Below are 19,034 nucleotides of genomic sequence, written 5' to 3'. Positions count from 1 at the left end.
GGGGGTGAGGTTTGTAGCTTCGCCCTCGAAGGGCGCGGTTTGCCAATCTCTCAGGTGGGGTTCTCGGGTGACGAACGAAGCGCAGCTGGTTGATTACCTCAAGAAGTTGGCAGCCGATCTGCGGCAGGCCCATCGACGCATCAAGAAGCTCGAGGCCGGCGACACCGAGCCGATAGCGATCGTCGGGATGGCCTGCCGGCTGCCCGGCGGGGTCGGTTCGCCCGACGAGCTGTGGGATCTCGTGCTGCGGGGCGAGGACGCCGTCACCGGGATGCCGACGGACCGCGGCTGGGCGCTCGACGAGCTCTTCGACGCCGACCCCGACCGGCCGGGCACCGCCTACGCCTCCGAGGGCGGGTTCCTGCGCGGGGCCGCCGAGTTCGACGCGGAGTTCTTCGGGATCTCCCCGCGTGAGGCGCTGGCGATGGACCCGCAGCAGCGGCTGCTCCTGGAGACCGCCTGGGAGGCGCTGGAGAACACCGGGGTGGACCCGCGCTCCCTGGCCGGTTCCCGGACCGGTGTCTTCACCGGCCTGATGTACCACGACTACGCGTCCGGGCCCGGCGCTCTCCCCGACGAGGTCGAGGGCTATCTGAGCACCGGCATGGCCGGGAGCGTGGCGTCCGGCCGGATCTCCTACTTCCTCGGGCTGGAGGGTCCGGCCGTCACCCTCGACACCGCGTGCTCGTCGTCGCTGGTGGCACTGCATCTCGCGGTGCAGGCGCTGCGCGACGGGGAGTGCGAGCTGGCGCTCGCGGGCGGCGCGACCGTGATGTCCACCCCCGCGACCTTCGTGGAGAACTCCCGGCAGCGCGGCCTCGCGCCCAACGGACGGTGCAAGTCGTTCGCGGCCGCCGCCGACGGGGTCGGCTGGGGCGAGGGCTCCGCGCTGCTCGTCGTCGAACGGCTCTCCGACGCCCGGCGGCTGGGCCATGAGGTGCTGGCGATCGTGCGGGGCAGCGCGGTCAACCAGGACGGCGCGTCCAACGGGCTCACCTCCCCCAACGGGCCCTCGCAGGAGCGGGTCATCCAGCAGGCGCTGGCCTCCGCCCGGCTGGGCTTCGCCGACGTCGACGCCGTGGAGGCGCACGGCACCGGCACCAGGCTGGGCGATCCGATCGAGGCGCAGGCGCTGCTGGCCACGTACGGCCGGGAGCGTCCGGACGGCAGCCCGCTGTGGCTGGGGTCGGTGAAGTCCAACCTCGGTCACACCCAGGCCGCGGCGGGCGCCGCCGGGATCATCAAGATGGTCATGGCGATGCGCCATGAGCAGCTGCCGCGGACGCTGCACGTCGACCGGCCGACCCCCGAGGTCGACTGGTCCGTGGGCGCGGTGGAGCTGCTGACGGAGAACCGTGCCTGGCCGCGCGCCGAGCGTCCCCGGCGGGCCGGGGTGTCCTCGTTCGGGATCAGCGGCACCAATGTGCACGTCATCCTGGAGGAGCCGGCCGCCGCCGATCTGCCGACGGCGCAGGACGCGGTCGCGGACTCCCCGGACTCCCCGGCCGGCCCGGTGCTGCCGGTGCTGCTGTCGGCTGCCACGCCCGCCGCGCTGCCGGCGCAGGCCGCCCGGCTGCACGCCCGGCTGCTGGAGCGTCCCGAGCTGCCGCTCGGTGAGGTGGCGGCCGCGCTGGCGACCGTCCGTACCGCGTTCGAGCATCGCGCCGTGCTGCTCGCACAGAGCCGTGCGGACCTGCTGGACGCGCTCGCGGGGCTGGCGCGCGGGGAGCGGCCCGCCGCTCTGGTGGACGGGGTCGCGGACGAGGTGCGCTGCGCCTTCCTGTTCACCGGCCAAGGAGCCCAACGGCCCGGCATGGGCCGGGAGTTGTACGAGACGTTCCCGGTCTACGCCCGAGCCCTGGACGAGGTCTGCGCCGAGCTGGACGGGCGGCTGGACCGGCCGCTGCTGCCCCTGCTGCTGGCCGACGCGGACAGCGCCGAGGCGCGGCTGCTGGACCGGACGCTGTACACCCAGTCGGCGACGTTCGCGCTCGGGGTGGCGTTGTTCCGGCTGCTTCAGGAGTGGGGGGTGCGGCCGCGGCTGCTGTCCGGGCACTCGGTCGGCGAGCTGACCGCCGCCCATGTCTCGGGCATGCTGTCGCTGGCCGACGCCTGCGAACTGGTCGTCGCCCGCGGCCGGTTGATGCAGGAGCTGCCCGAGGGCGGGGCGATGGTCTCGGTGGCGGCGACCGCCGACGAGGTGCTGCCGCTGCTGGCCGGACACGAGTCGGCGGCGGGCCTCGCGGCCGTCAACGGGCCCGGTTCCGTGGTGGTGTCGGGCGACGAGGACGTCGTCACCGGGATCGCGGCGCACTTCACCGGGCTGGGGCGCAGGACCCGGCGGCTGCCGGTGAGCCACGCCTTCCACTCCCCGCTGATGGACCCCGTGGTGGAGCCGCTCGGGGAGGTCGCCGGGCGGCTGTCGTTCGAGCCGCCGCGCATCCCGGTCGTGTCCAGTGTGACCGGCACGCTGCTCGCGGACGCCGAGTGGGCGGACCCGGCGTACTGGGCCCGGCAGGCGCGCGAGCCGGTCCGCTTCCAGGACGTGGTGTGCGCCCTCGACGCCGAGGGCGTCTCGGTGTTCCTCGAGCTCGGGGCCGACGCCGCGCTCACGTCGATGACCGAGGAGACCCTGTCGGACTGCGGCGTCACCGCCGTCGTCGCCCCGGCGCTGCGTCGTCAGCGTGCGGAGGTCCGCACGCTGACGGCGATGCTGGCGCAGGCGCACACGGCCGGTGTGCCGGTGGACTGGGCGGCGTTCTTCGGCGGCGACCGTCCGGCGCGGCGGGTGCCGCTGCCGACGTACGCCTTCCAGGGCGCCCGGTACTGGGTGCAGACCCTGCCCGGGGCCGGGGACATGGGCGCGGCGGGCCTGGTCCCCGCACAGCACCCGCTGCTGGGCGCGATGGTGGCGCCGGCGGCCGGGGGCGGGCGGCTGTTCACCGGCCGGCTCGCCATGGACACCCTGCCGTGGCTGGCGGACCACACGATCGGCGACACGGTCCTGCTGCCGGGCACCGCCGTGGCCGAACTGGCGCTGTGGGCGGGCGGACACATCGGGCTCGACCAGGTCGCGGACCTCGCGCTGGAGCTGCCGCTGGCGCTGCCGCGCGGCGGCGGTCTGCGCGTCCAGCTCGCCCTGGACGGTCCGGACGACGCCGGCGACCGCGCGTTCGGCCTGTACACCCAGACCGAGGACGCCGCCGAGGACGTGTGGACCCGGCACGCCGGCGGCACCCTCACCACGGCGGGCCCGCCGCCCCTGGAGGAGCTGACGGTCTGGCCGCCCGCGGGGGCCGAGGAGCTGGACATCGCCGGCTGCTACGCGGACTTCGCGGCGGCCGGGGTCCACTACGGGCCGGCGTTCCAGGGGCTGCACGCGGTGTGGCGGCACGGCGAGGAGGTGTACGCCGAGGTCCGGCTGCCGGAGGAAGTCGCCGGTGAGGCCGGGGAGTTCGGGCTGCATCCGGCCCTCGCGGACGCCGCGCTGCACGCGTCGGCGTTCGTGCCGGGCGAGTTCGGCCGGGAACAGCGCGCCCGGCTTCCGTTCGCCTGGCGCGGGGTGTCGCTGCACGCGGCCGGGGCCTCCGTCCTGCGTGTCCGGCTGACCCCGACCGGCTCCGACACCCTCGCGCTGCTCTTCGCCGACGCCGCCGGCCGTCCCGTGGCCACGGTGGAGTCGCTGGCGGTCCGCCCGGCCGGTGCGGTCGCGGCGCCGGACGCCGCCGGGGGCGCGCTGCTCCTGCCGTCCTGGGTGCCGGTCGACGGCGCCGGAACGACGGGACGCTGGGCCGTGCTGGGCCCGGGACCGCTGGCCGGCCTGCCCGACGCCGAGGTCCACGCCGACCTGGCAGGGCTGGCGGCGGCGGTCGCGGAGGGTGCGGAGGCTCCCGACTTCGTCGCCGCCACGGTCGGGATGTCCGACGGCTCCGCCGACGCCGGAGTCGACGCCGGAGTCGACGCGGACGTCGACGCCGCGCATGAGGCCGTCGAGCGGGCGCTGGAGCTGTTGCAGGCCTGGCTGGCCGACGAACGGCTCGGCGGCGCGCGGCTGATCGTGGTGACCCGGAACGCCGCGGCCGTGGCCGAGGGGTCCGCCGCGGATCCGGTGCAGGCCGCCGTGTGGGGGCTGTTGAGCTCTGCGGTGACCGAGCATCCCGGACGGATCGGGCTCGTGGACCTCGACGGGACAGCCGCCTCCCTGGCCGCGGTCCGCTCGGCGGTCGGGGCGGCGGTCGGGGCGGACGAGCCCCGGCTGGCGGTGCGGGACGGCCGGGCCATGGCGCCGCGGCTGATCCGGGCCGCCGGGACGCCTCGGTCGACGCGGGGGATCGATCCGCACGGCACCGCCCTCATCACCGGCGGCACCGGCGCCCTCGGCGCCCTCCTCGCCCGCCACCTCGTCCACGAACACGGCGTCAACCACCTGCTGCTGACCAGCCGACGCGGCCCCGACTCCCCCGGCGCCACCGAACTCGTCGAAGAACTCACCGCCGCCGGAGCCCACGTCACCGTGGCCGCCTGCGACGTCGGCGACCGCGACCGGCTCGCCGCGCTCCTCGACACCGTCCCGGACGACCGCCCCCTCACCACGGTCGTCCACACCGCCGGTCTCCTCGACGACGCCACCACCGACAACCTCACCCCCGGCCAGCTGCACGCCGTCCTGCGGCCCAAACTCGACGCCGCCGCCCACCTCCACCGCCTCACCCTCGACCACCCGATCAGCGCCTTCGTCCTCTACTCCTCCGCCGCCGGACAACTCGGCACGGCGGGACAGGCCAACTACGCGGCCGCCAACGCCTACCTCGACGCCCTCGCCCACCACCGCCGCACCCACGGACACCCCGCCGTCTCTCTCGCCTGGGGCTTGTGGAGCACGCGCAGCGCCATGACCGGACACCTCACCGACGACGGGCAGACGATGCGTCGGGCGGCCGGGGCCGGGGTGGTGGCGATCTCCGAGGAGCAGGGGCTCGCCCTGTTCGACGCGGCGGTCGCGCTGGACGCGCCGGTCGCCGTGCCGCTGCCGTTGGAGCTCGGGGCGCTGCGCGCCCAGGCCGCGGCGGGCACGCTGCCGCCGCTGCTGCGGGGGCTGGTGCGGGCCCCGGTGCGCCGGGCGGCGGGCGCCGGGCGGGAGTTCGGCGCGGGGCTGTCGGAGGCGGAGCTCGGGCGGCTGCTGCTGGATCTCGTACGGACGCAGGCGGCCGGGGCGCTCGGGCATGCGAGCCCCGACGGGCTGGACGCGCGGCGGACCTTCCGGGAGCTGGGCTTCGACTCGCTGGCCGCGATCGAGCTGCGCAACGGGGTGGGCGCGGCGACCGGCCTCCGGCTGCCCGCGACCCTCGTGTTCGACCATCCGACGCCGTCGGCCGTGGTGGACTTCCTGCTCGGCGAGCTGACCGGCACAGGGCGACGGCTGCCGGAGTCCCCCCGGCCCTCGGTCGCCGTGGACGCGGGCGAGCCGATCGCCATCGTCGGCATGGCGTGCCGCTACCCGGGCGGGGTGACCTCGCCCGAGGAGCTGTGGGAGCTGGTCGCCGCCGGGCGGGACGCGATCGCCGGCATGCCCGAGGACCGCGGCTGGGACGTGGAGCGGCTCTACGACCCGGAGCTGACCCGGCCGGGGACGTCGTATGTGCGCGAGGGCGGGTTCCTGTACGACGCGGCGGAGTTCGACGCGGAGTTCTTCGGGATCTCGCCGCGCGAGGCGCTGGCGATGGACCCGCAGCAGCGGTTGCTGCTGGAGACGTCGTGGGAGGCGTTGGAGCGGGCCGGGATCGATCCGCGTGCGGTGCGGGGCAGCCGGACCGGGGTGTTCGCCGGGATGATGTACCACGACTACGGCACCGGTCCGGGCGTGCTGCCCGACGAGGTCGAGGGGTTCATCGGCACCGGGTCGGCGGGCAGTGTCGCCTCGGGGCGGGTGGCGTTCACGCTGGGTCTGGAGGGGCCCGCGGTCACGCTGGACACGGCGTGCTCGTCGTCCCTGGTGGCCCTGCATCTGGCGGCGCAGGCGCTGCGCAGCGGTGAGTGCGATCTGGCGCTGGCCGGGGGCGTCACCGTGATGGCGACGCCCGGGGTGTTCGTGGAGCTGTCCCGGCAGGGCGGGCTGTCGCCCGACGGCCGCTGCCGGTCCTTCGCCGAGGGCGCGGACGGCACCGGCTGGGGCGAGGGCGCCGGAATGCTGCTGGTGGAGCGGCTGGCCGACGCGCGCCGCAACGGGCATCCCGTGCTGGCGGTCGTGCGCGGCTCCGCCGTCAACCAGGACGGCGCCTCCAACGGGCTGACCGCGCCCAACGGTCCCGCCCAGCAGCGGGTGATCGAACAGGCCCTGGCGGTGGCCGGGTTGGGCGGCGGCGACGTCGACGCGGTGGAGGCGCACGGCACCGGGACCACGCTGGGCGACCCGATCGAGGCGCAGGCCCTGCTGGCCACCTACGGCAGGGAGCGGACGGACGGCGACCCGCTGTGGCTGGGGTCGGTGAAGTCCAACATGGGGCACACGCAGGCCGCGGCCGGTGTCGCCGGGATCATCAAGATGGTCATGGCGATGCGCCACGGCGTGCTGCCGCGGACGCTGCACGTGGACCGGCCGTCCCCGCAGGTCGACTGGTCGTCCGGCGCGGTGGAGCTGCTCACCGAGGAGCGGGCGTGGCCGCAGGTTGGTCGGCCGCGGCGGTCCGGGGTGTCGTCGTTCGGCATCAGCGGCACCAACGCCCACATCATCCTCGAACAGCCGACGGCCGACGAGCCGGACCGTGCGACCGAGCCTGCCCGGCCGGTCGTCGGCGGGGTCGTGCCGTGGGTGCTCAGCGCGCAGGAGCCGGCCGCGCTGTACGGGCAGGCCGAGCGGCTCGTCGCCCGGCTGACGGCGGCTGCGGAGCTGTCGCCGGTGGACGTCGGCCACACCCTGACGGGCCGGGCCCGGCTGCCGTATCGCGCGGTGGTGCTGGGCGGCGACCGGTCCGAACTGCTCGCCGGGACGGCCGCGTTGGCGCGCCGGGCGACCGAGCCGGACGCGGCGCTGCCCCCGGGCGTGATCGAGGGCGCCCGGGTCGGCGACGGCCGGGTGGTGTTCGTGTTCCCCGGGCAGGGCGCGCAGTGGGCGGGGATGGCCGCGGAACTGCTGGCCTGCGAACCGGCGTTCCGGGCCCGGCTGGCGGAGTGCGAGGAGGCGCTGAGCCCGTACGTCGACTGGTCGTTGTCGGCTGTGCTGCGGCAGGAGCCGGGCACGCCGCCGTGGGACCGGGTGGACGTGGTGCAGCCCGCGCTGTGGGCGGTGATGGTGTCGCTGGCGGCGCTGTGGCGGGCGTACGGCGTGGAGCCGGACGCCGTGCTCGGGCACTCGCAGGGCGAGATCGCCGCCGCCTGCGTCTGCGGGGCGCTGGAGCTGGGCGACGGCGCCCGGGTGGTGGCGCTGCGCGCCCGGGCGATCGGCGAGACGCTGGCCGGGCGCGGCGGGATGGTGTCGGTGGCGCTGCCGGCCGCGGCGGCCCGGGAGCTGATCGCCGGGTGGTCGGGGCGGATCTCGGTGGCCTCGGTCAACGGGCCGGCCAGCACGGTGGTGGCCGGTGAGCCGGCCGCCCTGGACGAACTGCTCGCCCGCTGCGCCGAGGACGGGGTCCGGGCCCGCCGGATTCCGGTGGACTACGCCTCGCACACCGCCCAGGTCGCGGAGATCGAGGAGACGCTGGCGGGCGAGCTGGCGGGGATCGCCCCGCGTTCGTCGGCCATCCCGTTCTTCTCCACCCTCACCGGCGCCCCGCTGGACACCGCGAAGCTGGACGGCGGCTACTGGTACCAGAACCTGCGCCACACCGTGGAGTTCGAGGCGGCGACGCGCGCCGCGCTCGACCAGGGCTTCTCGGTGTTCGCGGAGATCAGCCCGCATCCGGTGCTGGTGCCGTCGGTGCAGGACAGCATCGACGCCGCGGACCGGACCGGCGCCGCGGTGGGTTCGCTGCGCCGGGACGACGGCGGCACCCGTCGCTTCCTGACCTCGGTGGCCGAACTCGGCGTGCTGGGCGTCGAGGTGGACTGGGCGGCGGTGTTCGCCGGGACCGGCGCCCGCCGGGTCGAGCTGCCGACCTATGCCTTCCAGCGGCGCCGGTTCTGGCTGGAGTCCCTACCGGGCGCCGGTGATCTGACCGCGACCGGGCTCCAGGCGGCGGACCATCCGCTGCTGGGCGCGGCCGTGGCGCTGGCGGGCGGCGAGGGCGTGCTGCTCACCGGACGGCTGTCCGGGCGCACCCAGCCCTGGCTGCTCGACCATGCCGTCTCCGGCCAGGTGCTGCTGCCCGGCACGGCCTTCGTCGACCTGGCGATCCGGGCGGGCGATCTGCTGGACCGCCCGCAGCTGGACGAACTGACCCTCCAGGCACCGCTGTTGCTGGGCACCGGCGCCCAGGGCGAGGTCACGGTGCAGGTCCGGGCCACCCCGGACGGCGACACCGGCCGCTGCACGGTCACGGTGCACTCCCGCACCGGCGAGGACGCCGACTGGACGCTGCACGCCACCGGCACGCTGAGCGCGGACGCGCCCGCGGAGCCCGCCCCCGAGACGGCCTGGCCGCCGGCCGGGGCCGAGCCCGTCGGGACGGACGGCGTCTACGCGGAGCTCGCCGCGGGCGGCTATCACTACGGGCCCGCCTTCCAGGGCCTGCACGCGGTGTGGCGGCGGGGCGAGGAGCTGTTCGCCGAGATCCGGCTGCCCGAGTCCGCCCGCGAGGAGGCCGCCCGCTTCGGCGTCCACCCGGCCCTGCTGGACGCCGCGCTGCACGCCATGGCGTTCGCCGGCGACCAGGAGGGCGGCGTACGGCTGCCGTTCTCCTGGACCGGGGTGCAGCTGCACGCGACCGGCGCGACCTCGGCCCGGGTGCGGCTCACCGGGTCGGGCGACCAGCTCGCCCTGCTGCTCAGCGACGACACCGGGCGGCCCGTCGTCTCGGTGGGGTCGCTGGTGACCAGGCCCGCCGTGCTCGACCGGCCCACGGGCGGCGCGCTGGAGGAGGCGCTGCTCCACCTCGACTGGACGGAACTGCCCCTGCCGGCCGCTCACCCCTACGCCCTGGTCGGCGACGACCCCTTCGGGCTGGCCGGCGCGGCCCTGCGGGTCGCGGCCGGACCGGCGGAGCTGGCCGCGGCCGGTCCCGTCCCGGACACCGTGGTCCGCTGCCTGGCCGCCGCGACGTCGGGCGACCCGGCCGCGGATGCGCACACGGCGGCCGGGACGACGCTGGGCATCGTCCGCGACTGGCTGGCCGACGAGCGGTTCGCCTCCTCGCGGCTGGTCCTCGTCACCTCGGGAGCGGTCGCCGCGGGCGACGCCGAGGACGTGACCGACCTGGGGAACTCGGCGAGCTGGGGGCTGGTGACCTCGGCACAGACCGAGAACCCGGACCGGTTCGCCCTGGTCGACCTGGACGGGCTCGACGCGTCCCGGGAGACGTTCGGGGCCGCGCTCGCCTGCGCCGAGCCCCGGATCGCGATCCGCCGCGGCACGGTCACCGCACCCCGGCTGGCCCGCACCCGCTCGCATCCCGCACTGCTGCCGCCGCCCGGCCGGACGCCGTGGCGGCTGGAGAGCACCGGCCGCGGCACGATCGAGAACGTGGCCCTGGTGCCCTGCCCCGAGGTCCTGGACCCGCTCGGGCCCGGTCAGGTCCGGCTCGCCGTGCACGCGGTCGGGCTGAACTTCCGGGACGTCATCGTCGCCCTCGGCATGGTCGAGGGGCAGAACGGCATCGGCGGCGACGTGGCGGGCATCGTGCTGGAGACCGGCCCCGGGGTGAGCAATGTGGCGGCGGGCGACCGGGTGCTGGGGCTGTGCTCCGACTCCTTCGGCCCGGTCGCGGTGTGCGACCACCGGTTCCTGACCCCGATGCCGGACGGCTGGTCCTACGCACAGGCGGCGACCGTCCCGATCACCCATCTCACCGCCTACTACGGCCTGGTGGACCTGGCGGACGTGCAGCCCGGCGAGTCGGTGCTCGTCCACGCGGCGGCGGGCGGCGTCGGCGTGGCGGCCGTGCAGCTGGCCCGTCACCTGGGCGCCGAGGTCTACGGCACCGCGAGCCTCGGCAAGTGGCCGACGCTGCGGGAGTACGGCCTGGACGAGGCGCACATCGCCGACTCCCGGACCCTGGAGTTCGAGCAGCGGTTCCTGGACACCAGCAGCGGCTGCGGGATGGACGTCGTCCTGGACTGTCTGGCCGGTGAGTTCGTGGACGCCGGGCTGCGTCTGCTGCCGCGCGGCGGACGGTTCCTGGAGATGGGCAAGACCGACAAGCGGGACCCGGCGCAGGTCGCCGAGGCGCATCGGGGCGTGGCCTACCAGGCGTACGACCTGCTGGAGGCGGGTCCCGACCGGATCCAGCAGATGCTGGTCGCCGTGATGGCGCTGTACCGCGACGGAAAGCTGACACCGCCGCCCATCACCACGTACGACCTGCGCCGGGCGCGGGAGGCGATGCGGGATCTGAGCCAGGCGAAGCTGGTCGGCAAGGCGGTCCTCACCGTGCCGCAGGGCATCGATCCGCACGGCACGGCCCTCATCACCGGCGGCACCGGCACCCTCGGCGCCCTCCTCGCCCGCCACCTCGTCCACGAACACGGCGTCAGCCACCTGCTCCTGACCAGCCGACAAGGGCCGGACGCCCCCGGCGCCGCCGAACTCGCGGACGAGCTCACGGCCGCCGGGGCCCACGTCACCGTCGCCGCCTGCGACGCCGCCGACCCCGACCGGCTCGCCGCACTCCTCGACACCGTCCCCGAAGACCACCCCCTCACCACCGTCGTCCACACGGCCGGCGCCCTCGACGACGCCGTCGCGACGAGTCTCACCCCCGAGCAACTGCACACCGTCCTGCGGCCCAAGGTCGACGCGGCGACGCACCTCCACCGCCTCACCCTCGACCACCCCGTCACCACCTTCGTCCTCTACTCCTCCGCCGCCGGACAACTCGGCACCGCGGGACAGGCCAACTACGCCGCCGCCAACGCCTACCTCGACGCCCTCGCCCACCACCGCCGCACCCACGGCCGGCCCGCCGTCTCCCTCGCCTGGGGCTTCTGGAACACCCGCAGCGCCATGACCGGTCACCTGAGCGACGACGAGGTGCAGCGGATGGAGCGGGCCGGGATGCGGCCGCTGGACGACGCGGAGGGGCTCGCCCTGTTCGACCTGGCCTGCGGGGCCGACGTGCCGTTGCAGGTGATCACCCGGCTGACGGCGTCGGCGCTGCGGGCGGGCGCGGACGACGTGCCGCATCTCTTCCGGGGCCTGGTGCAGGGCACCGCACGGCGGGTGGTGCGGGCCGGCGGCGACGGCTCCGAACTGCGCACCCGGCTGACCGGGCTGCCGACCGTCGAACAGCATCGCCGGCTGCTGGAGCTGGTGCGCTCCAACGCCGCGGTGGTGCTGGGACACGCCTCCGCGGCCTCGGTCGCGGCGGAGCAGTCCTTCAGCGAGCTCGGCTTCGACTCGCTGACCGCGGTGGAGTTCCGCAACCGGCTCGCCGCCGCCACCGGGCTGCGGCTGCCCGCCACCCTCGTCTTCGAGCACCCGACGCCGACCGCGCTCGCCGGGGAACTGCTCACCGAGCTGGCCCCCGCCGGACTGTCCGGCGTCGAGACCGCGCTGGCGGAGGTGGACGCCCTGGAGGCCGCCCTCGGGGCGATCGACGCGGACGACGGCGACCGCGACCGGGTCGTGCGCCGGCTGCGCGGACTGCTGTCGAAGTGGAGCGCGCAGGACCCCGAACCGGCCGCCGGGGACGGACGCGACGACCTCGCCGACCTCGACACGGCGACCACCGACGACCTCTTCGACGCGATCGACCAGGGATTCGGCCTGTGACTCCAGGAACCCCACCTCACCAAGGAGCTGGCAGCGACATGTCCGACGAGGAGAAGTACCGCGAGTACCTCAAGCGGGCCGTCACCGAGGCACGCGGACTCCAGCGCCGACTGCGCGAGGTCGAGGACAAGGCGCGCGAGCCGATCGCGATCGTCGGCATGGCCTGCCGGTTCCCGGGCGGCGCGGACACGCCGGAGGACGTGTGGCGGATGGTGTCCGAGGGGCAGGACGCGATCTCGGGCTTCCCCGACGACCGCGGCTGGGACCTCGACGGGCTGTACCGCACCGACGCCGTCGAGTCCGGCGCCTCGACCACGCTGGAGGGCGGTTTCCTGCGCGGCGCGGGCGAGTTCGACGCGGACTTCTTCGGCATCTCCCCGCGCGAGGCGCTCGCCACCGACCCGCAGCAACGGCTGCTGCTGGAGACCTCCTGGGAGGCGCTGGAGCGCGCCGGTCTCGATCCGCGGTCCCTGCGCGGCAGCGCCACCGGGGTGTTCTTCGGCGGCACGGGCGGGGACTTCGCCGGGCTGCTCGGCGCCTCGCCGCAGGCGCTCGACGGCTACATGCTGACCGGCACCTCCAGCAGCGTGCTCTCCGGCCGGGTGGCGTACGTGCTCGGTCTGGAAGGTCCGGCGGTCACCGTGGACACGGCGTGCTCGTCGTCGCTGGTGTCGCTGCACTGGGCCGTGCAGGCGCTGCGCAAGGACGAGATCTCGCTGGCCCTGGCCGGCGGCGTCTCGGTGCTGGCGACGCCCGGCGCGTTCCCGGAGTTCTCCCGGCAGGGCGGGCTGGCCTCCGACGGCCGCTGCAAGGCGTTCGCCGCCGGCGCCGACGGCACCGGCTGGGGCGAGGGCGTCGGCGTACTGGTCCTCCAGCGGCTCTCCGACGCCCAGCGCGCCGGGCACGAGGTGCTGGCCGTGGTGCGGGAGACCGGCATCAACCAGGACGGCGCCAGCAACGGCCTCACCGCGCCCAGCGGTCCGGCCCAACGCCGCCTGATCCTGCAGACCTTGGACAACGCCGGCCTGGCCACCGCCGACGTCGACATGGTCGAGGCGCACGGCACGGGCACGAAGCTCGGCGACCCGATCGAGGCACGGGCGCTGCTGGCGACGTACGGCCAGGACCGCCCCGCCGACCGGCCGCTCTGGCTGGGATCCATCAAGTCCAACATCGGCCACACCCAGTACGCGGCCGGAGTCAGCGGCGTCATCAAGACCGTCATGGCGCTGCGGCACGGCATCATGCCGAAGACCCTGCACGTGGACGAGCCGACACCGCACGTGGACTGGACCTCGGGCGCGGTGCGGCTGCTGACCGAGGCGCGGGAGTGGCCGGACACGGAACGTCCGCGCCGGGCCGCGGTGTCCTCCTTCGGCGTCAGCGGCACCAACGCCCACCTGATCCTGGAACAGGCTCCGGAGCCCGAGCCGCGCGAGTCCGGGGGCGAGTTCTCCGGGCCGGTGCCGTGGGTGGTCTCCGGACGCGGTGAGACGGCGTTGCGGGCACAGGCTCGTCGGCTGCTGGAACGTCTGATGGAACGGCCTGAACTGACCCCGGTGGATGTGGGTGTGTCGTTGGCGGGGACGCGGTCGGCGTTCGAGCAGCGGGCGGTGGTGTTGGGGGGTGGCCGGGAGGAGTTGTTGGCGGGGTTGCGGTCGGTGGCGGAGGGGGCGCCGGGTGCGGGTGTGGTGAGCGGGCGGGCGTCTGCCGACGGTGGTGTGGTGTTCGTGTTTCCGGGTCAGGGGTCGCAGTGGGTGGGGATGGGGCGTGAGCTGTGGGATGTGTCGCCGGTGTTCGGGGCGCGGATGGAGGAGTGCGGGCGGGCGTTGAGTCCGCATGTGGGGTGGTCGTTGCGGGATGTGGTGTTCCGGGACGGGGACGATCCGTTGTGGTCTCGGGTGGATGTCGTCCAGCCGGTGCTGTGGGCGGTGATGGTGTCGCTGGCGGCGGTGTGGCGGTCGTTCGGCGTGGAGCCGGCGGCGGTGGTGGGTCATTCGCAGGGCGAGGTGGCGGCTGCGTGTGTGGCGGGCGGGCTGTCGTTGGAGGACGGTGCGCGGGTGGTGGCGGTGCGTTCGCGTCTGGTGCTGGAGAAGCTGTCCGGCAGGGGCGGGATGGTGTCGGTGGCGCTTCCGGTGACGGAGGCGGAGGAGCGGCTGGCGCGGTTCGAGGGCCGGGTCGGGGTGGCGGCGGTGAACGGGCCGTCGTCGGTGGTGGTGTCGGGTGAGCCGGAGGCGCTGGACGAGCTGCTGGCCGGGTGCGAGTCGGACGGGGTGCGGGCGCGTCGGATCGCCGTCGACTACGCCTCGCACTCCGCGCAGGTCGACGCCCTCAACGACGACCTCCTCGCCGAACTGGCCGAGATCCGGCCGCAGTCGTCGTCCGTGGCGTTCCATTCGACCGTGACCGGGGAGCAGTTGGACACGGCGGGGCTCGATGCCGGGTACTGGCTGCGGAACATGCGGCAGACCGTCCTCTTCGAGACGGCTGTGCGGGCCACGCTCGACGAGGGGCACCGGACTCTGCTGGAGGTCAGTCCGCATCCGGTGGTCGTGATGGCCGTGCAGGAGATCATCGACGGCGCCGGGGTGTCCGCCCAGGTGTCGGGTTCCGTGCGGCGGGACGACGCCGGTCTCGGACGGCTGCTGACCTCGCTGGCCGAGGCGTATGTCGCGGGGGCTCCCGTGGACTGGTCCGCGGTGTTCGAGGGCGTCGGCGCCCGGGCCGTCGATCTGCCGACGTACGCCTTCCAGCGGCAGCGGTACTGGTTGCGGATGCCGGTCTCCGGATCCGGTGATGTGACGGCCGCCGGTCTGCGCTCCCCTGGGCATCCGCTGCTCGGCGCCGTCGTGGAGCCCGCGGAGTCCGACGGGCTGGTGCTGACCGGGCGGCTCGCGCTGCGGGAGCATCCCTGGCTGGCCGACCACCGGGTGATGGGGACGGTTCCGCTGCCGGGGACCGCGTTCGTGGAGCTGGCGGTGGTCGCGGGCGATCTCGTCGAGTGCCCGCACCTCGAGGAACTGACCATGCAGGCCTCGCTCGCCCTGCCCGAGACCGGCGGTCTCGATCTCCAGCTCACCGTGAGCGCTCCGGACGAGTCCGGGCGGCGCGAGCTCGGGTTCTTCGCGCGCACGGACGACGGGTTCGCGGCGGGCGAGTGGACCCGGCATGCCACGGGCGTCCTGTGCCCGGCCGGTCCCGCGCCGGAGGCGGCGAAGGGCAGCTGGCCGCCGCGTGCCGCCGAGCGCATCGAACTCGGTGATCTGTACGAGCAGTCGGCGGACGGGCCGTTCGCGTACGGGCCCGCCTTCCAGGGGCTGCGGGCCGCCTGGTCACGTGACCGGGAGGTCTTCGCCGAGGTCGCGCTGCCCCAGGAACTGCACGAGGCGGCGGGCGACTACCTGTTGCACCCGGCGCTGCTGGACGCGGCCCTGCACGCGGTGGGCCTGGGCGGTCTGCTGGACGGCGCGACCGGTCCGCTGCGTCCGTTCGCGTGGAACGAGGTGTCGCTGCACGCCACCGGCGCGACCGCACTGCGGGTGACTCTCTCCCCCGCGGGTGAGAACGCCGTCGCGCTGCACGCCGTGGACGGCTCCGGCGCTCCGGTCGTGTCGGTCGGCTCGCTGCTGCTGCGGCCCGTCGACCTCACCGAGGCCGACCCCGGGGCGGCGGCCGGGCGGTCCGCCGCGCACTCCTCGCTGCTGGCGATGACGTGGACGCCGGTGCAGCTGCCGCCGGTCGAGACGGCCGGGTGGGCGGTGGTGGGCGCGGCCCCGGAGTGGGCGGACGCCGACAGCGGCGCCGTCCGCCATCCGGATCTTGCGGCGCTGAGCGCGTCGGTCGCGGCGGGCGGGCCGGCGCCCGGCTTCGTCGTGCTCGCCCTGCCCGACGGCGATCCGGGCGGTGCGGGACTCCCCGCGCTCACCCGGGAACGCGCCGAGCTGGTGCTGGACGCGGCCCGGACGTGGGTCTCCGAGGAGCTGGACGAGCGGCTGGCGGCGGTGCCGCTGGCGGTCCTGACGACGAACGCCGTGGGGACATCCGCGCAGGACACGGTGGCCGGGCTCGGGTCCGCGCCGCTGTGGGGGCTGATGCGTTCGGTGCAGTCGGAGAATCCGGGGCGGTTCGTCCTGCTGGACACCGACGGGAGCGCCGGGTCCGGGCGGGCGGTGCCGGCCGCGGTCGCGTCGGGGGAGGCGGAGCTCGCCCTGCGCGGCGGGGTCGCGCTGGCGCCCCGGCTGCACCGGCCGCCGGCCGTGGACGTCGCGGACACCGTGCCGGGTACGGGACTCGACGCGCTCGACCCGGCGGGCACCGTGCTGGTGACCGGGGCGACGGGTGGGCTCGGGGCGCTGGTCGCCGCCCGGCTGGTGGAACTGCACGGCGTGCGCCGGCTGCTGCTGCTCAGTCGGCGGGGCCCGGACGCGGAGGGCGCGGGTGAACTCGTGGCCCGGCTGGAGGAGTCGGGGGCCGCGGTGACGCTGGCGGCCTGTGACGCGGCGGACCGCGCGGCCCTGGCGGCCGTCCTGGACTCGATCCCGGACGCACATCCGCTCACCGCGGTGGTGCACTGTGCGGGCACCGCCGAGAACGCGCTGCTGGCCTCGCTGGGGCCGGAGCTGATCGACCGGGTGTTCCGGGCCAAGGTGGACGCGGCGGTGCATCTGCACGAGCTGACGGCGGGGCTGGAGCTGTCCGCGTTCGTGCTGTTCTCCTCGATCGCGGGCACCCTCGGCGGCACCGGGCAGGGCAACTACGCCGCCGCCAACACCTTCCTGGACGCCTTGGCCCAGCAGCGGCGCCGGGACGGGCTCGCCGCGACCTCGCTGGGCTGGGGGCTGTGGGCGACCGAGCGGGGCATGGGCGGCGGGCTCACCGAGGCGGCCTCGGCGGGCACGCCGATGCGCGGGGTGTCCGCGCTGCCGACGGACGAGGGCCTCGCCCTGTTCGACCTCGGCTGGCGCAGCGTCGAGCCCGTCGTGTTCCCGGCCCGGCTGAACGGGGCCGCGCTGCGGGCGCAGGCCGCGGCCGGCTCGCTGCCGCCGGTGCTGCGCGGGCTGTTCCGGGCGCCGGCGAGGCGGGCGGCGCAGAGCGAGGGCCAGGACGCGGGGGCGCAACTGCGGCGACGGCTCGCGGAGATGGTGCCGGTCGAACGCCAGGAGACGCTGCTGGAGCTCGTCCGCGACCGGATCGCCGCCGTGCTGGGGCATGCGTCGACGGACCGGGTGGACACCGACCGGCCGTTCCGCGACCTCGGCTTCACCTCGCTGACCGCGGTGGAACTGCGCAACCGGCTCAACGCGGCCACCGGTCTGCGGCTGCCCGTCAGTCTCGTCTTCGACTATCCGACGCTCGGCGAACTGGTCGCCCTGCTGGTCGCCAGGCTGGCCCCGGACGGGGCGGCGGCCGCCGCGACGCCCGAGGACGAGCAGGAGGCGGCCGTCCGCCGGGCCCTGCTGTCCGTGCCGCTGCACCGGCTGCGCGAACACGGCCTGCTGGACGCGCTGTTGGCGCTGACCGGGGAGCAGACGGGAGCGGAGCCGGAGGCGGTCGACCGCAGCGAGGACATCAGGTCCATGGACGTGGCGGCGCTGCTCGCCATGGCCAGGGAGGCCGGGGAGCGGTGACGCCGTGACGCGGTGACGCCGTGACGCGGTGACGCGGTGACGCGGTGACGCGGTGACGCGGTTGCCCGGCGTGCTAGTGGGGCGACGTAGGGGGCGGGTGTAGGGGCCGTTCGTGCATAGCCTGCGAGGAAGGCCGGCCTGCCCACCCCATCACTCGTCGTTTCGTCGTTCATTCTCACGAATCTGGAGAGCAATCCATGGCCGAAGCGCCTTCCGAACCCATAGCGTTCCCGTTCCCCGACCCGCCGTCGGTCTGTGAGATGCCGCCGGAGCTCGCCGCCATCCGGGACGGCGAGTCCGTGGTGGAGGTGAAGTTCCCGGACGGCATCACCGGCTGGATGGTGACCAAGCACGCCGATGTCCGCAAAGTGCTCGTGGACTCCCGGTTCAGCAGCAAGGTCATGGCCGCCGCGGCCGCCGCCATGTCGGAGACCGAGTCCGGCAAGCTGATGAACGAGTCGCTGGTCGGCATGGACGCGCCGGAGCACACCCGGCTGCGCAAGCTTGTCAGCAAGGCCTTCACCGCGCGGCGGGTCGAGCAGCTGCGGCCCCGGGTCGTCGAGCTGGTGACCGAGCTCGTCGACGAACTGCAGACGCTGCCGCGTCCGGTGGACCTGGTGAAGAGCTTCTCCGTCCCGCTGCCGGTCCGGGTGATCTGCGAGCTCCTCGGTGTGCCCGCCACCGACCAGGACACGTTCCACGCCTGGTCGAACGCGCTGCTCGGCGACTGGATGCAGGTCGCGGAGAAGGAAGCGGCGACGGTCGCGCTGGTGAAGTACTTCGGCGACCTGATCGCGGTCAAGCGGGAGAAGCCCGCCGACGACCTGATCAGCGAGCTGATCGCGGTCAGCGAGGAGGACACCACGCTCACCGAGCGCGAGATCATCGCGCTGAGCATCGGCATCCTCAGCGCGGGCCATGAGACGACCGCCAACCAGATCAGCATGTTCCTGGTGACCCTGCTGCACAATCCCGAGGAGTTCGACAAGCTGCGGGCCAACCCCGAGGCGATCCCGAAGGCGATCGACGAGCTGCTGCGCTTCGTCCCGCTCACCACGACCGGCGGCATCATCCCCCGGCTCACCACCGCGGAGGTGGAGCTGAGCAACGGCAAGGTGCTGCCCGCCGGCGTGGTGGTCCTGCCCGCGGTCGCCACCGCCAACCGGGACCCCGAGGTGTTCGAGGACGGGGAGCGGCTGAACCTCGGGCGCGAGCAGAACCCCCACCTGGCCTTCGGCGGGGGCATCCACTACTGCCTCGGCGCGCAGCTCGCCCGTATCGAGCTCCAGGAGGCGTTCCGGGCCATCCTGGAGCGGATGCCGGAGGTACGGCTCGCGGTGCCCGAGTCGGAACTCCGGCTCAAGCCGGCTTCGATCATCCGCGGACTGGAGAGCCTGCCCATCACCTGGTGACAGTCGCTCAGCGCACGGCACGGCCGACGGGCCCAGCAGGTCGACACCTGCTGGGCCCGTCGGCCGTTCGCCCTCCGCCCGCGCCGACGCCGTCGTGTGCCGGCCATCGTGTGCCGGGCGTCGCGTGCTGTGCGT

General features: G+C 75.0%; 3 protein-coding genes. All 3 read left to right on the top strand.

Going from position 1 to position 19,034, the window contains the following annotated elements:
- Nucleotides 1–106: 106 nt before the first annotated feature.
- The 3 genes from ACWD4O_RS34875 to ACWD4O_RS34865 all read left to right on the top strand — a co-directional run bounded on the left by ACWD4O_RS34875 (nt 107) and on the right by ACWD4O_RS34865 (nt 18,899).
- Complete coding sequence (locus ACWD4O_RS34875) at nt 107–11,860, top strand: SDR family NAD(P)-dependent oxidoreductase (protein WP_451286236.1); 11,754 nt, start codon at nt 107–109, stop codon at nt 11,858–11,860.
- 38 nt (nt 11,861–11,898) lie between these two features.
- Nucleotides 11,899–17,487: a type I polyketide synthase gene (locus ACWD4O_RS34870; protein WP_451286142.1), complete on the top strand. Its 5,589-nt coding sequence runs from the start codon at nt 11,899–11,901 to the stop codon at nt 17,485–17,487.
- Nucleotides 17,488–17,684: 197 nt separating this feature from the next.
- Nucleotides 17,685–18,899: a cytochrome P450 gene (locus tag ACWD4O_RS34865; protein WP_358801286.1), complete on the top strand. Its 1,215-nt coding sequence runs from the start codon at nt 17,685–17,687 to the stop codon at nt 18,897–18,899.
- Nucleotides 18,900–19,034 lie beyond the last annotated feature (135 nt).

The sequence above is a fragment of the Streptomyces sp. NPDC002623 genome (assembly GCF_053592635.1).
The sequence above is the reverse complement of the archived record's forward strand: the minus strand, read 5'-3'. Positions and strand labels throughout refer to the sequence as shown.